Below are 14,886 nucleotides of genomic sequence, written 5' to 3'. Positions count from 1 at the left end.
ACTGACTGTCATGACCGTGTTGAAGATGACCGACCTCGACCTCCAAGGTAAGCGCGTACTGATCCGCGAAGACCTCAACGTTCCGGTGAAGGACGGTGTGGTCAAGAGCGACGCGCGCATCCTGGCCTCGCTGCCGACCATCAAGCTGGCCCTGGAGAAGGGCGCGGCGGTGATGGTCTGCTCGCACCTGGGCCGCCCGACCGAAGGCGAATTCTCCGAAGAGAACAGCCTGCAGCCGGTCGCCGATTACCTGTCCAATGCTCTGGGCCGCGCCGTGCCGCTGGTCAAGGACTACCTGGGCGGCGTCGAAGTGAAGCCGGGCGAAGTCGTGCTGTTCGAGAACGTGCGCTTCAACAAGGGCGAGAAGAAGAACGCCGACGAGCTGGCCCAGCAATACGCCGCCCTGTGCGACGTATTCGTTATGGACGCCTTCGGCACCGCCCACCGCGCCGAGGGCTCGACCCACGGCGTAGCCAAGTTCGCCAAGGTCGCCGCGGCTGGCCCGCTGCTGGCTGCCGAGCTGGAAGCCCTGGGCAAGGCCCTGGGCAACCCGGCACGCCCGATGGCGGCCATCGTCGCCGGCTCCAAGGTCTCGACCAAGCTCGACGTGCTCAACAGCCTGGCGCTGATCTGCGACCAGCTGATCGTCGGCGGCGGCATCGCCAACACCTTCCTCGCTGCGGCGGGCCATAAGGTCGGCAAGTCCCTGTACGAAGCTGATCTTGTCGACACCGCCAAGGCCATCGCCGCCAAGGTCAGCGTTCCGCTGCCGGTGGACGTCGTGGTTGCCAAGGAGTTCGCCGAGACCGCCGTTGCCACCGTCAAGGACATCGCTGACGTGGCCGACGACGACATGATCCTGGACATCGGTCCGAAGACCGCCGCCCAGTTCGCCGTGCTGCTGAAGACTTCGAAGACCATCCTGTGGAACGGTCCGGTCGGCGTGTTCGAGTTCGACCAGTTCGGCGAAGGCACCAAAACCCTGGCCAAGGCCATCGCTGAAGGCACCGCCTTCAGCATCGCCGGCGGTGGCGACACCCTGGCGGCTATCGACAAGTACGGCATCGGCGAGCAGATCTCCTACATTTCCACCGGTGGTGGCGCCTTCCTCGAGTTCGTCGAGGGCAAGGTCCTGCCGGCCGTGGAAGTGCTGGAGCAGCGCGCCAAGGCCTGATCCTGGCGACACCGCCGGGCGACAGTAAAGCAAACCTCTGCGGCATCCCCGGGTCACAAGCCTTGTACGGATGTCAAGGAGAACGGTCATGCGAGCTGTCGTCCCTCTGTTGTCGTTTTGCCTCGTGCTGGTCGGCTGTGCCGGAAGCGGTGGAGCTCCCAGTACCTGTGAAGTGATGAGCCCGCCTTCGGTCATGGTGCCTTCGGACCAGAACCGCGAACGGGTGGATAGCCAGAGCAGCGGCGATCCGACGCCCGACCAGAAGCCGGTGAACTGTCCCTGAGACAGGGGTGGCCGGTCGGGATAACGATCCGAGAGTGCCGCCTGTGCGTGAGTACAGGCGGCACTGGCGTTCCTGCGGCGGGACGGGCAATCTGGCGTATTGGATATCCGGCGGCGCGTCCGCCCGAAGGAGAGTCGCCCGATGCTGCGTTATCTCGTCCCGACCCTGGCGCTTGCGCTGGTGGCGGGTTGTTCCAGCCACTCGACAGGCGGCAGCACTGCCTCAAAGGGCAGTTGGAACCACTGGGTCTGCGACAGCGAGGCCGAGGTGCGATGGCGCTACGTCGACCCCAGCAAGTCGGTCGTCGACCTGAAGCTGGGTGAGGACGACGTGGTTCATCACCTGGAAGAGGAACCCGGCGGCTCCGGCGCTTTCTATAGCGACGGGCTGATCGGCTTGAGCATCAAAGGTGACCAGGGCCTGGTCTACTGGGTCGAGAGCAACGACCTGATTGGTCGTGGTTGCCAGGCGCGCTGAGCGCCGACTGTCCGGCATGCGCCGGAAGACTTGAACACGGCCTGCCCCTGCGGCAGGCTTCCAAACATGTATTTAAGGGGCTCGTGTAACCGAGCCTGACTTCTGGGAGAAGCGAAGACCATGGCACTCATCAGCATGCGCCAAATGCTGGATCACGCCGCCGAGTTCGGCTACGGCGTTCCGGCTTTCAACGTCAACAACCTCGAGCAGATGCGCGCCATCATGGAAGCGGCCGACAAGACCGATTCCCCGGTGATCGTGCAGGCCTCCGCTGGTGCCCGCAAATACGCCGGTGCGCCCTTCCTGCGCCACCTGATCCTCGCGGCCATCGAAGAATTCCCGCACATCCCGGTGTGCATGCACCAGGACCACGGCACCAGCCCTGACGTCTGCCAGCGCTCCATCCAGCTGGGCTTCTCCTCCGTCATGATGGACGGCTCGCTGAAGGAAGACGGCAAGACCCCGGCCGACTACGAGTACAACGTCCGCGTCACCCAGCAGACCGTTGCCTTCGCCCACGCCTGCGGCGTGTCCGTGGAAGGTGAGCTGGGCTGCCTCGGCTCCCTGGAAACCGGCATGGCCGGCGAGGAAGACGGCGTTGGCGCCGAAGGCGTGCTGGACCACAGCCAACTGCTGACCGACCCGGAAGAAGCCGCCGACTTCGTCAAGAAGACCCAGGTCGACGCCCTGGCCATCGCCATCGGCACCAGCCACGGCGCCTACAAGTTCACCAAGCCGCCAACCGGCGACGTGCTCTCCATCGAGCGCATCAAGGAAATCCACAAGCGCATCCCCAACACCCACCTGGTGATGCACGGCTCCTCCTCGGTGCCGCAAGAGTGGCTGAAGGTGATCAACGAGTTCGGCGGCGACATCAAGGAAACCTACGGCGTGCCGGTCGAGGAAATCGTCGAAGGCATCAAGCACGGCGTGCGCAAGGTCAACATCGATACCGACCTGCGCCTGGCTTCCACCGGTGCCATCCGCCGCATGATGGCCGAGCAGCCGAGCGAGTTCGACCCGCGCAAGTTCTTCGCCAAGACCATCGTCGCCATGCGTGATATCTGCATCGCCCGCTACGAAGCCTTCGGCACCGCCGGCCATGCCTCGAAGATCAAGCCGATCTCCCTGGAAGGCATGTTCCAGCGTTACGCCAAGGGTGAGCTGGTCGCGAAGATCAACTGATCCCGCTACTGCTTTGTCCCTGAAGAGCCCCGCCCCGCGGGGCTCTTTCGTATCCGCCAGAAGGAAGCCGCCGATGCTGCGTGCCTTGCTTTGTGTCCTGCTGCTGACGCTCGCCGGTTGCTCGCTGCGCCCGACCGCGCCTGTCGCGCCGCCTTCCAAGCCGCCGGTGGACCTGCCGGTGGACGCGCAGAACTGCCTGACTCACCAGGAATGCACGTTGAAGACCTCGCGCACCCTGCTGTTCGTCTTCGACTATGCCGAGGCGGGCGCAGCCCTGGTGGAAAACGAGAACCGCGTGCTCAGTACGCCGGAGAAGGCACCGAAGAAAGGCTGGCCGGCGATCCGCATCCAGTTGGCCGATCCGGATGGTGGGCGCTTCGAGTTCTCCAGCGAGTGCCGGCAGAAGCGCTGCCGTATCAAGGAATCGCGTCTGCTCAGCTGCTACCGTAGTTACCTTGATGGAAAGACCACTCTCGACGGCAAGGCCTGCCGGTTCCGCTGAGCGCTGGTGCTCGAGGCGGGCCGGACCGGCTCTGGAGGCAAGATGACGGATGTACATGGCAGTGCGCAGGAAGGTTTCTCCCGCGAGGCGAAGGCCTACGCCCACGGGCGCCCGGACTATCCCGACGAGCTGCTGGGCTGGCTCGGCGAGGAGCTGGGCATAGGTGCCGACACGGAAGTGGTCGACCTCGGTGCCGGTACCGGGAAGTTCACTTCCCTGTTGCTGCGCACTGGTGCGCAGGTCACGGCCATCGAGCCGGTGGCGGCCATGCGGGAGCAGCTCGGTGCTTCCTTGCCCGCTGTGAAGGTGCTCAACGGCACGGCCCAGGCGATGCCGCTGGTGACGGAAAGCGTCGATGCGCTGACCTGTGCCCAGGCCTTCCACTGGTTCGCCGACGAGCGGGCGCTGGAGGAAATCCATCGCGTGCTGCGACCGGGCGGCCATCTCGGGCTGGTCTGGAATGTGCGCGACGAGCGTGTCGACTGGGTTGCCCAGGTGACGCGCATTCTCGAACGCTACGAAGGCAGCACGCCGCGCTTCCACACCGGGCAGTGGCGCCGCGCCTTTGCCGGGTCGCGCTTCGAAGACCTGCGCCTGCGCGAATTCAGCTACCAGCACATCGGCCCGCCGGAGCAGGTGATTGTCGCGCGTACCCTGTCGGTGAGCTTCATCGCGGCGTTGCCCGACGAGCAGAAGCAGCGGGTCGCCGAGCAACTTCACGAACTGATCGCCACGCACCCGGCGCTGAAGGGGCGCAGCGAAGTCGCCTTCCCCTATCGCACCGAGGCCTACAGCACCCGCGCGCTGGCCTGACCGGGGAATGCGGTAGACTGGCGGACGCTTCCTCCGCCAGTCGTATCCCATGCAGCCGCTTCGCTATCTCCAGGCCTATCCGCCACAACTTCAGGATCAGGTGCGCCAGCTCATCGAGCAGGAGCGCCTCGGCGAGTACTTGGAGCGCCGCTATCCGGGTCGTCATGACGTGCAGAGCGACAAGGCGCTGTACGGCTACGCCATGGACCTCAAGCAGCAGTACATGCGCACCGCTCCCGCGGTGGACAAGGTGCTCTACGACAACAAGCTGGATGTGGTGCAGCGCGCGCTGGGCCTGAACACGGCGATCTCCCGCGTGCAGGGCGGCAAGCTCAAGGCGAAGAAGGAAGTCCGCGTCGCCTCGCTGTTCAAGGACGCGGCCCCCGAATTCCTGCAGATGATCGTCGTCCACGAACTGGCGCATCTGAAGGAGCGCGATCACAGCAAGGCCTTCTACCAGCTCTGCGAGCACATGCTGCCCGGCTATCACCAGCTGGAGTTCGACCTGCGTGTCTACCTGACCTGGCGCGACCTGCCTCAGAAGTACAGCCGCCCCAGGTAGAGCAGCCCCAGGCACCACGGCAGCAGCAGGGCGAAGCCCAGATAGCGCAGCGCCGTGCGCGGGCCGCTCTCGCCCCGGTTCAGCCAATTGACGCCCGCCAGCACCAGCGCATAGGTCGCCAGGCCTGCCAGCAGCCATTCGTACTGCTCCGTCGTGGGCGAAACCGGCCCGAGGTGGGTATGGGTGAGGTGCCATGCGCAAAGAGCGATTGCCGGCACCAGGAGCGCCAGTGCGGCCAGGATTCGCCCGGCCAGGTGCAGCAGGAAGGCGATCAGCAATCCCGTCAGGCCGGCGCTGGCGATCAGTACCGAGAATAACTGATCGAGATAGACGAGATCGGGTGCGGGTTCGAGCGAGCGGGGTTGTGCGAGCAGGCGCAGCAGGGGCGCGCCAAGCAGAAGGGCGATCAGGCAGAACAGCCAGCCGGGCAGGGCGCGTGGCATCCGAACCTCCTGATGAAGTTGCCGCGGGAAGCCCCTGACGCGCCGGATGGGGTCGGTCGCCTGGGGTTGTTCGCCGCCGCAAAGCCCAGATTAATCAATGACTTGGCTAAATGCCATAATTTTGTCGGGAACGATTCCCGAAAATGAGAAGGCCCCTCCGGGGAGGGGCCTTTCTGTCAGAACAGATCGATCGGCGCTTCTTCGTCTGCCGGCATGCCGCTACCGGGGGCGCTGCCGGGCGCCAGTTCGTTCATCGACGGCGGCGTGTCTTCGTTCTTGAACAGTTCGAAGTACGCGCCCGGGGTGCCAGGAGGCGCCGCACGGCCGGTGACCGGATCGATGCGCAGGCTGACCAGGCCGGGCGGCTCGGGCAACAGGTGCGACGGCTTGTCTTTCAGCGCTGCTCCCATGAAGCGCATCCAGATCGGCAGGGCGACGTTGCCGCCGTATTCGGCGCGGCCGAGGCTTTCCGGCTGGTCGAAGCCCACCCAGACGGTGGTCATGAAGTCGGCGTTGAAGCCGGAGAACCAGGCGTCCTTCGATTCGTTGGTGGTGCCGGTCTTGCCTGCCAGGTCATCGCGCTTGAGCGCCAGTGCGCGCCGCCCCGTGCCGCGCTTGATCACGTCCTGCAGCATGCTGGTCATGATGTACGCAGTGCGCGCATCGAGGACGCGCTCGGCCGCCGCTGGCTCGATGGTGGTTTTGGCCTGGCTCGGGTCGTCGTTGCCGAAGGCGTCGGTGGCGGCCGGTTGTGGCTGCGCCTGCGCCTGTTCCTCGTTCTGCGGAATGCTCGGCGGGTTGGCCTGGTACAGCACTTGCCCGTCTCGGCTTTCGATGCGCTGCACGATGTAGGGCGCAACCTTGAAGCCGCCGTTGGCGAAGACGGTCCAGGCGCTGGCGATCTCCATGGGAGTCAGAGTCGCGGTGCCAAGGGCCATGGACAGGTTCGGCGGGAGGTCGTCCTTGTTCAGGCCGAACTTGCTGATGCAGTTGCGTGCGCGGTCGACGCCCAGGGCCTGGAGGATGCGGATCGACACCATGTTGCGTGACTTGTACAGCGCCTCGCGCATGGGGATCGGGCCGAGGAATGTGTTGGTATCGTTCTTCGGCCGCCAGACCTTGTCCAGGTACTCGTCGTAGAACACCACAGGCGCGTCGTTGATCAGCGAGGCGGCGGTGAAGCCGTTATCCAGCGCACAGCTGTAAATGAACGGCTTGAAGCTGGAGCCGGGCTGGCGACGTGCCTGGGTGGCGCGGTTGTAGTTGCTCTGTTCGAAGGAGAAGCCGCCGACCAGCGCCATGATCGCGCCGTCCTGCGGGTTGAGCGACACCAGGGCGCTTTGCGCGGCCGGCACCTGGGTCAAGCGCAGCGAGCCGTCATCCTTGCGCTGCACGCGGATTACGTCGCCGGCCTGCACCACATCGCTGGGCTGGCTGGGCATGCGCCCCATGCTGTTGTTGCTCAGGTAGGGGCGGGCCCACTTCATGCCGTCCCAGCTCAGGGCTTCTTCCTTGCCGTCGCGGGTCATGACCATGGCGCCGCTCTTCTCGACCTGGGTGACGATGGCCGGTTCCAGGCCGCCGAGCGGGCGCTGCTGCGCGATAGCCTGGCGCCAGGCATCACGAGTCTTGCCGGGGAGGCGCGTCTCGGGGCCGCGATAGCCATGTCGCTGGTCGTAATCCTGCAGACCTTCGCGCAGGGCGGTGTTGGCGTCTTCCTGCAGATCGCTGCGCACCGTGGTGTAGACCCGATAGCCCTCGGTGTAGGCGTCGCCACCGAAGCGGCCGACGAGTTCGGCGCGGGCCATCTCGGCGATATAGGGCGCTGCCAGTTCCGGTGTCTGCACGTGGTAGGACGCACCAACCGGCTCCTGGATGGCGGCCTGATATCGCGGCTGGTCGATGAAGCCGAGCTTGAGCATGCGCTCGAGAATCCAGTTGCGACGTTCCAGGCTGCGTGCGGCGTTGGCCAGTGGGTTGTAGCGCGACGGTGCCTTGGGCAGGCCGGCGATCATCGCCATCTGCGCCAGGCTCAGGTCCTTGATGGACTTGCCGTAATAGACCTGGGCGGCGGCTTCGACGCCGTAGGCGCGGTTGCCCAGGTAAATCTTGTTGACGTAGAGCTCGAGGATCTCGTCCTTGGTGAGCGAGCGCTCGATCTGCAGAGCCAGCAGGATCTCGTTGATCTTGCGGGAGAAACTCCGCTCGTTGGTGAGGAAGTAGTTCTTCGCCACCTGCATGGTAATGGTGCTGCCGCCGGTCTGGATGTGCCCGGTCTTCAATAATTGCGCGGCAGCACGCATCAGGCTTTTGACGTCCACGCCATAATGGTTGGCGAAATTGTCATCTTCAGCCGATAACAGTGCGTGGGTGAAATCCGGGGGGATTTCAGCAAATCGAATCGGCGTTCGGCGCATCTCGCCAAACTCTGCTATCAATTTGTTATCAGCACTGTACACGCGCAGCGGCATCTGCAATCGCACGTTGCGCAAGGCCTCCACGGACGGGAGGTTCGGGCTGAGGTACAGATAGGCGCCGCTGAAACTGAGCAGCACTCCACAAATAATGGTGACGCATGTCCACCACAGAAACTTCAGCAGGCGCATCGGGAAGGTCTTGGATTTCCAGGGAAAAGAAAGAGTTAAGCGGATGGCGCGGTAAAAAGGGAAAAGCTGATCACATTATAAGCAGTTTTTTTGCTGGCGAGCCATTTGCGAAGCTGTCAAGTCTGGTATCTAATGTGGAAAAACATAAATCGTCCGTAAGTCTCGGATGCTGATAGGAAATCAGTCGTGCTAGGGCTCTTCAATAAGAAAGCGAACACGCTGCTGGGGATAGACATCAGTTCGACTTCGGTCAAACTTCTCGAATTGAGCCGCTCTGGAGGCCGCTACAAGGTAGAGGCCTATGCTGTCGAGCCGCTCCCGCCCAATGCAGTGGTAGAAAAGAACATCGCTGAGCTGGAGGGTGTCGGCCAGGCGCTGTCACGTGTGGTCGCCAAGGCGCGGACCGCAGTGAAAACGTCTGCGGTCGCGGTTGCCGGCTCGGCGGTCATCACTAAAACCATCGAGATGGACGGCGGACTCTCGGACGACGAGCTGGAAAATCAGCTCAAGATCGAGGCTGACCAGTACATCCCCTATCCCCTCGAAGAGGTCGCGATCGACTTCGAGGTACAGGGCACGTCCGCGCGCAACGCGGATCGCGTCGATGTTCTTCTCGCCGCGTGCCGGAAGGAGAATGTCGAGGTGCGCGAAGCTGCGCTGGCGCTCGCGGGCCTGACGGCCAAGGTCGTCGACGTCGAAGCCTACGCGCTGGAGCGGGCGTTCAGTCTGCTGGGAGACCAGTTGGGTGGCAATGCCGACGAGCTCACAGTTGCTGTGGTCGATATCGGTGCCACCATGACTACGCTGAGCGTCCTGCACCATGGCCGCACTATCTATACGCGTGAGCAGCTGTTCGGCGGGCGTCAGCTCACCGAGGAGATCCAGCGTCGCTATGGGCTGTCGGTCGAGGAGGCTGGTCTCGCCAAGAAGCAGGGCGGTCTTCCGGATGACTACGACAGCGAAGTTCTGCAGCCGTTCAAGGACGCCGTGGTTCAGCAGGTGTCGCGCTCGCTGCAGTTCTTCTTCGCGGCCGGCCAGTTCAACGATGTGGACTACATCCTGCTGGCGGGGGGCACTGCGTCCATTCCTGACCTGGATCGCCTGATCCAGCAGAAGATCGGTACTCCAACCCTGGTGGCCAACCCCTTCGCCGACATGGTGCTCAGTGGCAAGGTCAACGCTGGTGCGCTGGCCAGTGATGCGCCCGCGCTGATGATTGCCTGCGGTCTGGCGATGAGGAGTTTCGACTGATGGCACGCATCAACCTATTGCCGTGGCGGGAGCAACTGCGCGAGGAGCGCAAGCAGCGCTTCCTGGTGATCCTGGGTGCCGTTCTTCTGGCTTCCGGGGCGATCGTTTTCCTGGGTGATCAGTACTTCAATTCGGCCATCGAGAACCAGACTGCGCGCAACGACTTCCTGCGCAAGGAAATCGCCGTGCTGGATGCGCGCATCAAGGAGATCAGTGAGCTGAAGACCCGTCGCCAGCAACTGCTGGAGCGGATGAAGATCATTCAGGACCTGCAGGGCAACCGCCCGATCATTGGCCGGGTGTTCGACCAACTGGTCCGCACCCTGCCCGATGGCGTCTTCTTCACTCAGTTGAAGATGACCGGGAAGTCCATTGCCATTGCCGGCGCGGCCGAGTCCAACAACCGCGTTTCGAACCTCATGCGCAATCTCGACTCGTCGGAGTGGCTGACTTCGCCGAACCTGACCGAAGTTAAAGCGGTTACCCAGGGCGCGCTGGATCAGGCGAACGTCTTCCAGTTGACGGTGCAGCAGACCCAGCCCGGCAGCGAGGAGCAGGACAAGCAGAACACCCCGCAAGGAGCCAAAAAATGAGTCTGGCCAGTTCTCTTGAGAGCTTGCGCAAGATCGATATCAACGATCTTGACCTGAACAACCTTGGTTCCTGGCCGGCAGCCGTCAAGGTCATCGCCTGTATCCTGCTGATGGCCGTGGTTCTGGCGCTTGGCTACAACTTCCATCTGAAGGACCTGCAGGATCAGCTCGACCGAAACCGCGAGGAAGAACAGACCCTCAAGCAGCAGTTCTCGACCAAGGCCTTCCAGGCGGCGAACCTGGAAGCCTACAAGGGGCAGATGAAGGAGATGGAAGAATCCTTCGGCGCCCTGCTGCGCCAACTGCCGAGCGATACCGAAGTGCCCGGCCTGCTGGAAGACATCACCCGCACTGGGCTGGGTAGCGGCCTGGAGTTCGAGGAGATCAAGCTGCTGCCGGAAGTGACCCAGCAGTTCTATATCGAGCTGCCGATCCAGATCAGCGTCGTAGGCGGATACCATGATCTGGCGACTTTCGTCAGTGGCGTGGCCAGCCTGCCGCGGATCGTCACGCTGCATGACTTCGATATCAAACCGGCGAGCTCCGACAGCACCTCCAAGCTGCGCATGAGCATCCTGGCGAAAACCTATCGCTACAACGACAAGGGCGTGAAGGTTACTGCCCCGGCGGCTGGAGCGAAGACAGGAGCTAAGAAATGAGGGGGCGCCTGATCATTTGCAGTTTCCTGCTCCTGACGTTGAACGGTTGTGGCTCGGGTAGTGATTTTGCCGACCTGCAGGGTTACATGGACGAAGTCCGCGCTCGCCCGAAGGGGACGATCGAGCCGTTGCCCAAGTTCCAGAGCTACGAGGCCTTCACCTATAGCGCTTCGTCCCTGCGCAGTCCCTTCCAGCCACCGGTGAAGATCGACCTGGCGATCAAGCAGAAGGGCAACAGGGTCATCAAGCCCGATGAAACTCGGGTCAAGCAGTTCCTCGAAGGCTTCAACATCGAAACCTTCGAAATGGTCGGCACCCTGGCCAAGGACAGTCAGGTATTTGCTCTCGTGAAAGGTGCAGGTGGGGTGCATCGGGTACGAGTGGGTGACTACCTTGGGCGCAACGACGGCAAGATCGTTGCGATCAACGAAGCCAAGATCGACGTGATTGAAATCGTTCCTGATGGTGAGGGTGGCTGGCTGGAGCGTCCGCGCAGTCTGACTCTCAAGGAACGCTCCTAAGGGCGGGGATGAACATGGATAACAAACAGCAGTCTGCACGACGGATTCAGACGATGAATAGAAAGCTTTCCCGCCTCGGCATTTCCGTGCTCGCGGCCGCATTCGCGCCGGCTCTGCTGGCTGCGAACCTGCAGAGTGTCGATGTGGCGGCACTGCCGGGCGATCGCGTGGAGCTGAAGCTGGGCTTCGACGAGCCGGTGGCCGCGCCGCGTGGCTACACCATCGAGCAGCCGGCGCGTATCGCGCTGGATTTGCCGGGAGTGCAGAACAAACTGGGCAGCAAGAACCGCGAACTGGGCGTGGGCAATGCCCGCAGCCTGACCGTGGTCGAGGCGAAGGACCGTACTCGTCTGATCGTGAATCTGGCGACCCTCGTGCCCTACAGCACCCGTGCGGAAGGTTCGAACCTGTACGTCGTGGTCGGCGCAGGCGCAGCGACTTCCAGCTCCTACGCCTCCGCGGCGCCGACTTCGGAACCGGCGGCCAAGCCTGCGGCGCCCAAGCCTTACGTCCCGGTTGGCAAGGCGATCCGCAACATCGACTTCCAGCGTGGCGAGCAGGGTGAAGGCAACGTTGTCATCGACCTGTCCGATCCGACTGTCAGCCCGGACATCCAGGAGCAGGGCGGCAAGATTCGCCTGGACTTCCCGCGTACCCAGTTACCGGACAATCTGCGCGTCCGCCTGGATGTGAAGGACTTCGCTACCCCGGTACAGCTGGTCAACGCCTCCGCGGTGGGTGACAAGGCCAGCATCACCATTGAACCGACCGGCCTATACGACTACCTCGTCTACCAGACTGACAACCGCATGACCGTCAGCATCAAGCCGCTGACCCAGGACGATGCCGAGAAGCGCAAGAAGGACACCTTCGCCTACACCGGTGAAAAGCTGTCGCTGAACTTCCAGGACATCGACGTGCGCTCGGTGCTGCAGCTGATCGCTGACTTCACTGACCTGAACCTGGTGGCTTCGGACACTGTGCAGGGCAACATCACCCTGCGCCTGCAGAACGTGCCGTGGGATCAGGCGCTGGACCTGGTACTCAAGACCAAGGGCTTGGACAAGCGCAAGGTCGGCAACGTACTGCTGGTCGCGCCGGCTGACGAGATCGCCGCTCGCGAGCGTCAGGAGCTGGAAGCGCAGAAGCAGATCTCCGAACTGGCTCCGCTGCGTCGTGAGCTGATTCAGGTGAACTACGCCAAGGCGGCGGACATTGCCAAGCTGTTCAGCTCCGTGACCGGCAGTGGTGGTGGCGCTCCGGGCGTTGCGGCGGCTGCGCAGGGCGACAACCGCGGCTCGATCACCGTGGATGACCGCACCAACAGCATCATCGCTTACCAGACCCAGGATCGCCTGGACGAGCTGCGTCGCATCGTCGCCCAGTTGGACATCCCGGTGCGCCAAGTGATGATCGAGGCGCGCATCGTCGAAGCCAACGTCGACTACACCAAGGAGCTGGGTGTGAACTGGAGCGGCTCGCTCTCCGGTCACGGCAACTTCGATGTCTCCGGCGGCACCAACAGCACCGGCAACACCTTCGTTGACCTGGGTACCTCCAATACCACTCCGACCTCGGGCATCAGCATCGGCTTCACCACCAACAACACCATCCTGGATCTCCAGCTCAACGCCATGGAGAAAACCGGTAACGGTGAAGTGGTGTCGCAGCCGAAGGTGGTCACCTCGGACAAGGAAACCGCGAAGATCCTGAAGGGCTCGGAAATTCCTTACCAGGAAGCCAGCTCCAGCGGCGCAACCTCGGTGTCCTTCAAGGAGGCGGCACTGTCGCTGGAAGTGACTCCGCAGATCACTCCTGACAACCGCATCATCATGGAAGTGAAGGTCAACAAGGACGAGCCGGACTACGCCAACGCCCTGAACGGCGTACCGCCGATCAAGAAGAACGAGGTGAACGCTAAAGTGCTGGTCAACGATGGTGAAACCATCGTGATCGGTGGCGTGTTCTCCAACACCCAGACCAAGTCCACGGCCAAGGTGCCGTTCCTGGGCGATGTGCCGATGATCGGCCGCCTGTTCAAGAACGACTATGTGACCGACAGCAAGAATGAGCTGCTGGTTTTCCTTACCCCGCGGATCATGAATAATCAGGCCATTGCCATCGGCCGTTGATCAATGTCGTGTCCAATTTGATTCTGGTAGGCCCGATGGGTGCTGGTAAAAGCACCATCGGGCGTCTTCTCGCCAAAGAGCTTCACCTCGTCTTCAAAGATTCGGATAAAGAGATCGAGCAGCGCTGCGGAGCCAACATCCCCTGGATATTCGATGTCGAGGGCGAGGCTGGCTTCCGTGAGCGTGAGCAGGCGATGCTGGCCGAGCTGTGCGATGAAGGGGGCATGGTCATCGCCACGGGCGGCGGCGCCGTCATGCGCGACGCCAATAGGCTCATCCTCAAAAGCGGCGGCAAGGTGATCTACCTGCACGCTTCAGTCGAGCAGCAGATTTCCCGCACGGCGCGCGACAAGAATCGCCCGTTGCTGCAGAAGCCCAATCCGGAGCAGATCCTTCGTGATCTCATGCAGATGCGCGACCCGCTTTATCGCGAAATTGCCGATGTGATCATCGAAACCGACGAGCGGCCTCCGCGGCTCGTCGTGCTGGAGATCATCGAGCGCCTGCGTGAGCTGGAGCGCCATTAACGGCGCTGCAATCTGCGGTATCCTAGTCCCCTTTCCTGTCCGGGGGTTTCATGCGCACACTCAACGTCGATCTGGCCGATCGCAGCTACCCGATCTATATCGGCGAGGGGCTGCTGGACGATCTGCACTACTTCGAGCCGCACATCCGCGGCCGTCAGGTAGCCATCGTCACCAATGAAACCATCGCGCCGCTGTACCTGGATCGACTGCAGAAGACCCTGGCCGGCTACAAGGTCACCACGGTCGTGCTCCCCGACGGCGAGGCCTACAAGCAGTGGGAAACCCTGCAACTGATCTTCGATGGCCTGCTGACTGCGCGCCACGACCGCAAGACCACTCTGATCGCCCTCGGCGGCGGCGTCATCGGCGACATGACCGGTTTCGCCGCGGCCTGCTACCAGCGTGGCGTCGACTTCATCCAGGTGCCGACCACCCTGCTGTCCCAGGTGGATTCCTCGGTGGGCGGCAAGACCGGCATCAACCACCCGCTGGGCAAGAACATGGTCGGGGCCTTCTACCAGCCCCAGGCCGTGGTCATCGATACCGCCACCCTGAAGACCCTGCCGGCGCGCGAGCTGTCGGCGGGCCTGGCGGAAGTGGTCAAGTACGGCTTCATCTGCGACGAGCCTTTCCTCACCTGGCTGGAAGCGCACATGGATGCTCTGTTGGCGCTGGAAGCGACAGCGTTGACCGAGGCCATCGAGCGCTCCTGCGCGGCCAAGGCCCGTGTGGTCGGCGCCGACGAGAAGGAGACCGGCGTGCGCGCCACCCTCAACCTGGGTCATACCTTCGGCCACGCCATCGAGACTCACATGGGTTATGGCGTCTGGCTGCACGGCGAAGCCGTGGGTGCGGGAACCGTGATGGCGCTTGAGATGTCGCATCGGCTGGGATGGCTGACAAAGGCCGAACTCGATCGCGGAGTCCGCCTGCTCGCCGCGGCGAAGCTACCGGTGGTCCCGCCGCAAGAAATGAGCGCCGAGCATTTTCTCGAGCACATGGCCGTCGACAAGAAAGTGCTCGATGGCCGTCTGCGTCTGGTACTGCTCCAAGGGCTGGGGGGCGCGGTCGTCACTGCCGAATTCCCCCGTGAGATTCTGGAAGAAACACTGCGCGCTGACTACCAGACACTGGTCGGTCAGGCAGGAGAACACTGAG

General features: G+C 62.9%; 15 protein-coding genes. 13 read left to right on the top strand and 2 right to left on the bottom strand.

The annotated features are described in order from the left end of the window. Positions 1-10 precede the first annotated feature (10 nt). The 6 genes from ACIPK7_RS25925 to ACIPK7_RS25900 all read left to right on the top strand — a co-directional run bounded on the left by ACIPK7_RS25925 (position 11) and on the right by ACIPK7_RS25900 (position 4,996). Entirely contained in the window at positions 11-1,174 is a 1,164-nt protein-coding gene (locus ACIPK7_RS25925; RefSeq protein ID WP_401091069.1) for a phosphoglycerate kinase, read from the top strand. Positions 1,175-1,598: 424 nt separating this feature from the next. Continuing rightward, positions 1,599-1,934, top strand: a complete 336-nt coding sequence (locus ACIPK7_RS25920) for an MliC family protein (protein WP_192435937.1) — start codon at positions 1,599-1,601, stop codon at positions 1,932-1,934. A 120-nt stretch (positions 1,935-2,054) separates the two neighbouring features. After that, entirely contained in the window at positions 2,055-3,119 is a 1,065-nt protein-coding gene (gene fba / locus ACIPK7_RS25915) for a class II fructose-bisphosphate aldolase (protein ID WP_401091066.1), read from the top strand. A gap of 73 nt (positions 3,120-3,192) precedes the next feature. Then, complete coding sequence (locus ACIPK7_RS25910) at positions 3,193-3,621, top strand: hypothetical protein (protein WP_081515413.1); 429 nt, start codon at positions 3,193-3,195, stop codon at positions 3,619-3,621. Between the two features lie 42 nt (positions 3,622-3,663). Next, positions 3,664-4,434, top strand: a complete 771-nt coding sequence (locus tag ACIPK7_RS25905) for a class I SAM-dependent methyltransferase (RefSeq protein WP_151188553.1) — start codon at positions 3,664-3,666, stop codon at positions 4,432-4,434. A 49-nt stretch (positions 4,435-4,483) separates the two neighbouring features. Beyond that, positions 4,484-4,996 (top strand): YgjP-like metallopeptidase domain-containing protein, encoded by a 513-nt coding sequence (locus ACIPK7_RS25900; protein WP_401091064.1) that lies wholly within the window; start codon positions 4,484-4,486, stop codon positions 4,994-4,996. Here ACIPK7_RS25900 and ACIPK7_RS25895 read toward each other — a convergent pair. Both ACIPK7_RS25895 and ACIPK7_RS25890 read right to left on the bottom strand, forming a co-directional pair. Beyond that, positions 4,972-5,439 (bottom strand): hypothetical protein, encoded by a 468-nt coding sequence (locus ACIPK7_RS25895; RefSeq protein WP_401091062.1) that lies wholly within the window; start codon positions 5,437-5,439, stop codon positions 4,972-4,974. The two genes, ACIPK7_RS25900 and ACIPK7_RS25895, sit on opposite strands and share 25 nt — an antisense overlap. A gap of 176 nt (positions 5,440-5,615) precedes the next feature. Next, positions 5,616-8,045 (bottom strand): penicillin-binding protein 1A, encoded by a 2,430-nt coding sequence (locus ACIPK7_RS25890; RefSeq protein ID WP_401091060.1) that lies wholly within the window; start codon positions 8,043-8,045, stop codon positions 5,616-5,618. 186 nt (positions 8,046-8,231) lie between these two features. Here ACIPK7_RS25890 and ACIPK7_RS25885 point away from each other — a divergent pair, with 186 nt between their 5' ends. From ACIPK7_RS25885 to aroB, 7 genes are read left to right on the top strand one after another with little or no spacing between them, the layout of a single operon-like run. Beyond that, positions 8,232-9,296 carry a pilus assembly protein PilM gene (locus ACIPK7_RS25885; RefSeq protein WP_017520515.1) on the top strand — a complete coding sequence of 355 codons (1,065 nt, stop codon included), beginning with the start codon at positions 8,232-8,234 and terminating at the stop codon, positions 9,294-9,296. After that, positions 9,296-9,889 (top strand): type 4a pilus biogenesis protein PilN, encoded by a 594-nt coding sequence (gene pilN / locus ACIPK7_RS25880; protein ID WP_192435943.1) that lies wholly within the window; start codon positions 9,296-9,298, stop codon positions 9,887-9,889. The genes ACIPK7_RS25885 and pilN overlap by 1 nt, the downstream gene beginning before the upstream one ends. Continuing rightward, positions 9,886-10,548, top strand: coding sequence for a type 4a pilus biogenesis protein PilO (gene pilO / locus ACIPK7_RS25875; protein WP_401091057.1), 663 nt, complete (start codon positions 9,886-9,888; stop codon positions 10,546-10,548). Before pilN ends, pilO begins: the two co-directional genes overlap by 4 nt. Next, positions 10,545-11,069 carry a type 4a pilus biogenesis lipoprotein PilP gene (pilP, locus tag ACIPK7_RS25870; protein ID WP_138213933.1) on the top strand — a complete coding sequence of 175 codons (525 nt, stop codon included), beginning with the start codon at positions 10,545-10,547 and terminating at the stop codon, positions 11,067-11,069. Before pilO ends, pilP begins: the two co-directional genes overlap by 4 nt. A gap of 53 nt (positions 11,070-11,122) precedes the next feature. Further along, positions 11,123-13,201: a type IV pilus secretin PilQ gene (gene pilQ / locus ACIPK7_RS25865; protein ID WP_401091055.1), complete on the top strand. Its 2,079-nt coding sequence runs from the start codon at positions 11,123-11,125 to the stop codon at positions 13,199-13,201. 8 nt (positions 13,202-13,209) lie between these two features. Then, positions 13,210-13,728: a shikimate kinase AroK gene (gene aroK / locus ACIPK7_RS25860; RefSeq protein ID WP_401091053.1), complete on the top strand. Its 519-nt coding sequence runs from the start codon at positions 13,210-13,212 to the stop codon at positions 13,726-13,728. A gap of 50 nt (positions 13,729-13,778) precedes the next feature. Further along, entirely contained in the window at positions 13,779-14,885 is a 1,107-nt protein-coding gene (gene aroB, locus ACIPK7_RS25855) for a 3-dehydroquinate synthase (protein ID WP_401091051.1), read from the top strand. The last annotated feature ends 1 nt before the right edge of the window (position 14,886 follow it).

The sequence above is a fragment of the Pseudomonas sp. NPDC086581 genome, from assembly GCF_044746165.1.
Taxonomy (GTDB): Bacteria; Pseudomonadota; Gammaproteobacteria; order Pseudomonadales; family Pseudomonadaceae; genus Pseudomonas.
The sequence above is the reverse complement of the archived record's forward strand: the minus strand, read 5'-3'. Positions and strand labels throughout refer to the sequence as shown.

Bases quoted from the DNA above. Each gene is read 5' to 3' on its own strand.
- ACIPK7_RS25925 (WP_401091069.1), top strand. From the start codon at position 11: ATGACCGTGTTGAAGATGACCGACCTCGACCTCCAAGGTAAGCGCGTA.
- ACIPK7_RS25920 (WP_192435937.1), top strand. From the start codon at position 1,599: ATGCTGCGTTATCTCGTCCCGACCCTGGCGCTTGCGCTGGTGGCGGGT.
- fba (WP_401091066.1), top strand. From the start codon at position 2,055: ATGGCACTCATCAGCATGCGCCAAATGCTGGATCACGCCGCCGAGTTC.
- ACIPK7_RS25910 (WP_081515413.1), top strand. From the start codon at position 3,193: ATGCTGCGTGCCTTGCTTTGTGTCCTGCTGCTGACGCTCGCCGGTTGC.
- ACIPK7_RS25905 (WP_151188553.1), top strand. From the start codon at position 3,664: ATGACGGATGTACATGGCAGTGCGCAGGAAGGTTTCTCCCGCGAGGCG.
- ACIPK7_RS25900 (WP_401091064.1), top strand. From the start codon at position 4,484: ATGCAGCCGCTTCGCTATCTCCAGGCCTATCCGCCACAACTTCAGGAT.
- ACIPK7_RS25895 (WP_401091062.1), bottom strand. From the start codon at position 5,439: ATGCCACGCGCCCTGCCCGGCTGGCTGTTCTGCCTGATCGCCCTTCTG.
- ACIPK7_RS25890 (WP_401091060.1), bottom strand. From the start codon at position 8,045: ATGCGCCTGCTGAAGTTTCTGTGGTGGACATGCGTCACCATTATTTGT.
- pilN (WP_192435943.1), top strand. From the start codon at position 9,296: ATGGCACGCATCAACCTATTGCCGTGGCGGGAGCAACTGCGCGAGGAG.
- pilO (WP_401091057.1), top strand. From the start codon at position 9,886: ATGAGTCTGGCCAGTTCTCTTGAGAGCTTGCGCAAGATCGATATCAAC.
- pilP (WP_138213933.1), top strand. From the start codon at position 10,545: ATGAGGGGGCGCCTGATCATTTGCAGTTTCCTGCTCCTGACGTTGAAC.
- pilQ (WP_401091055.1), top strand. From the start codon at position 11,123: ATGAATAGAAAGCTTTCCCGCCTCGGCATTTCCGTGCTCGCGGCCGCA.
- aroB (WP_401091051.1), top strand. From the start codon at position 13,779: ATGCGCACACTCAACGTCGATCTGGCCGATCGCAGCTACCCGATCTAT.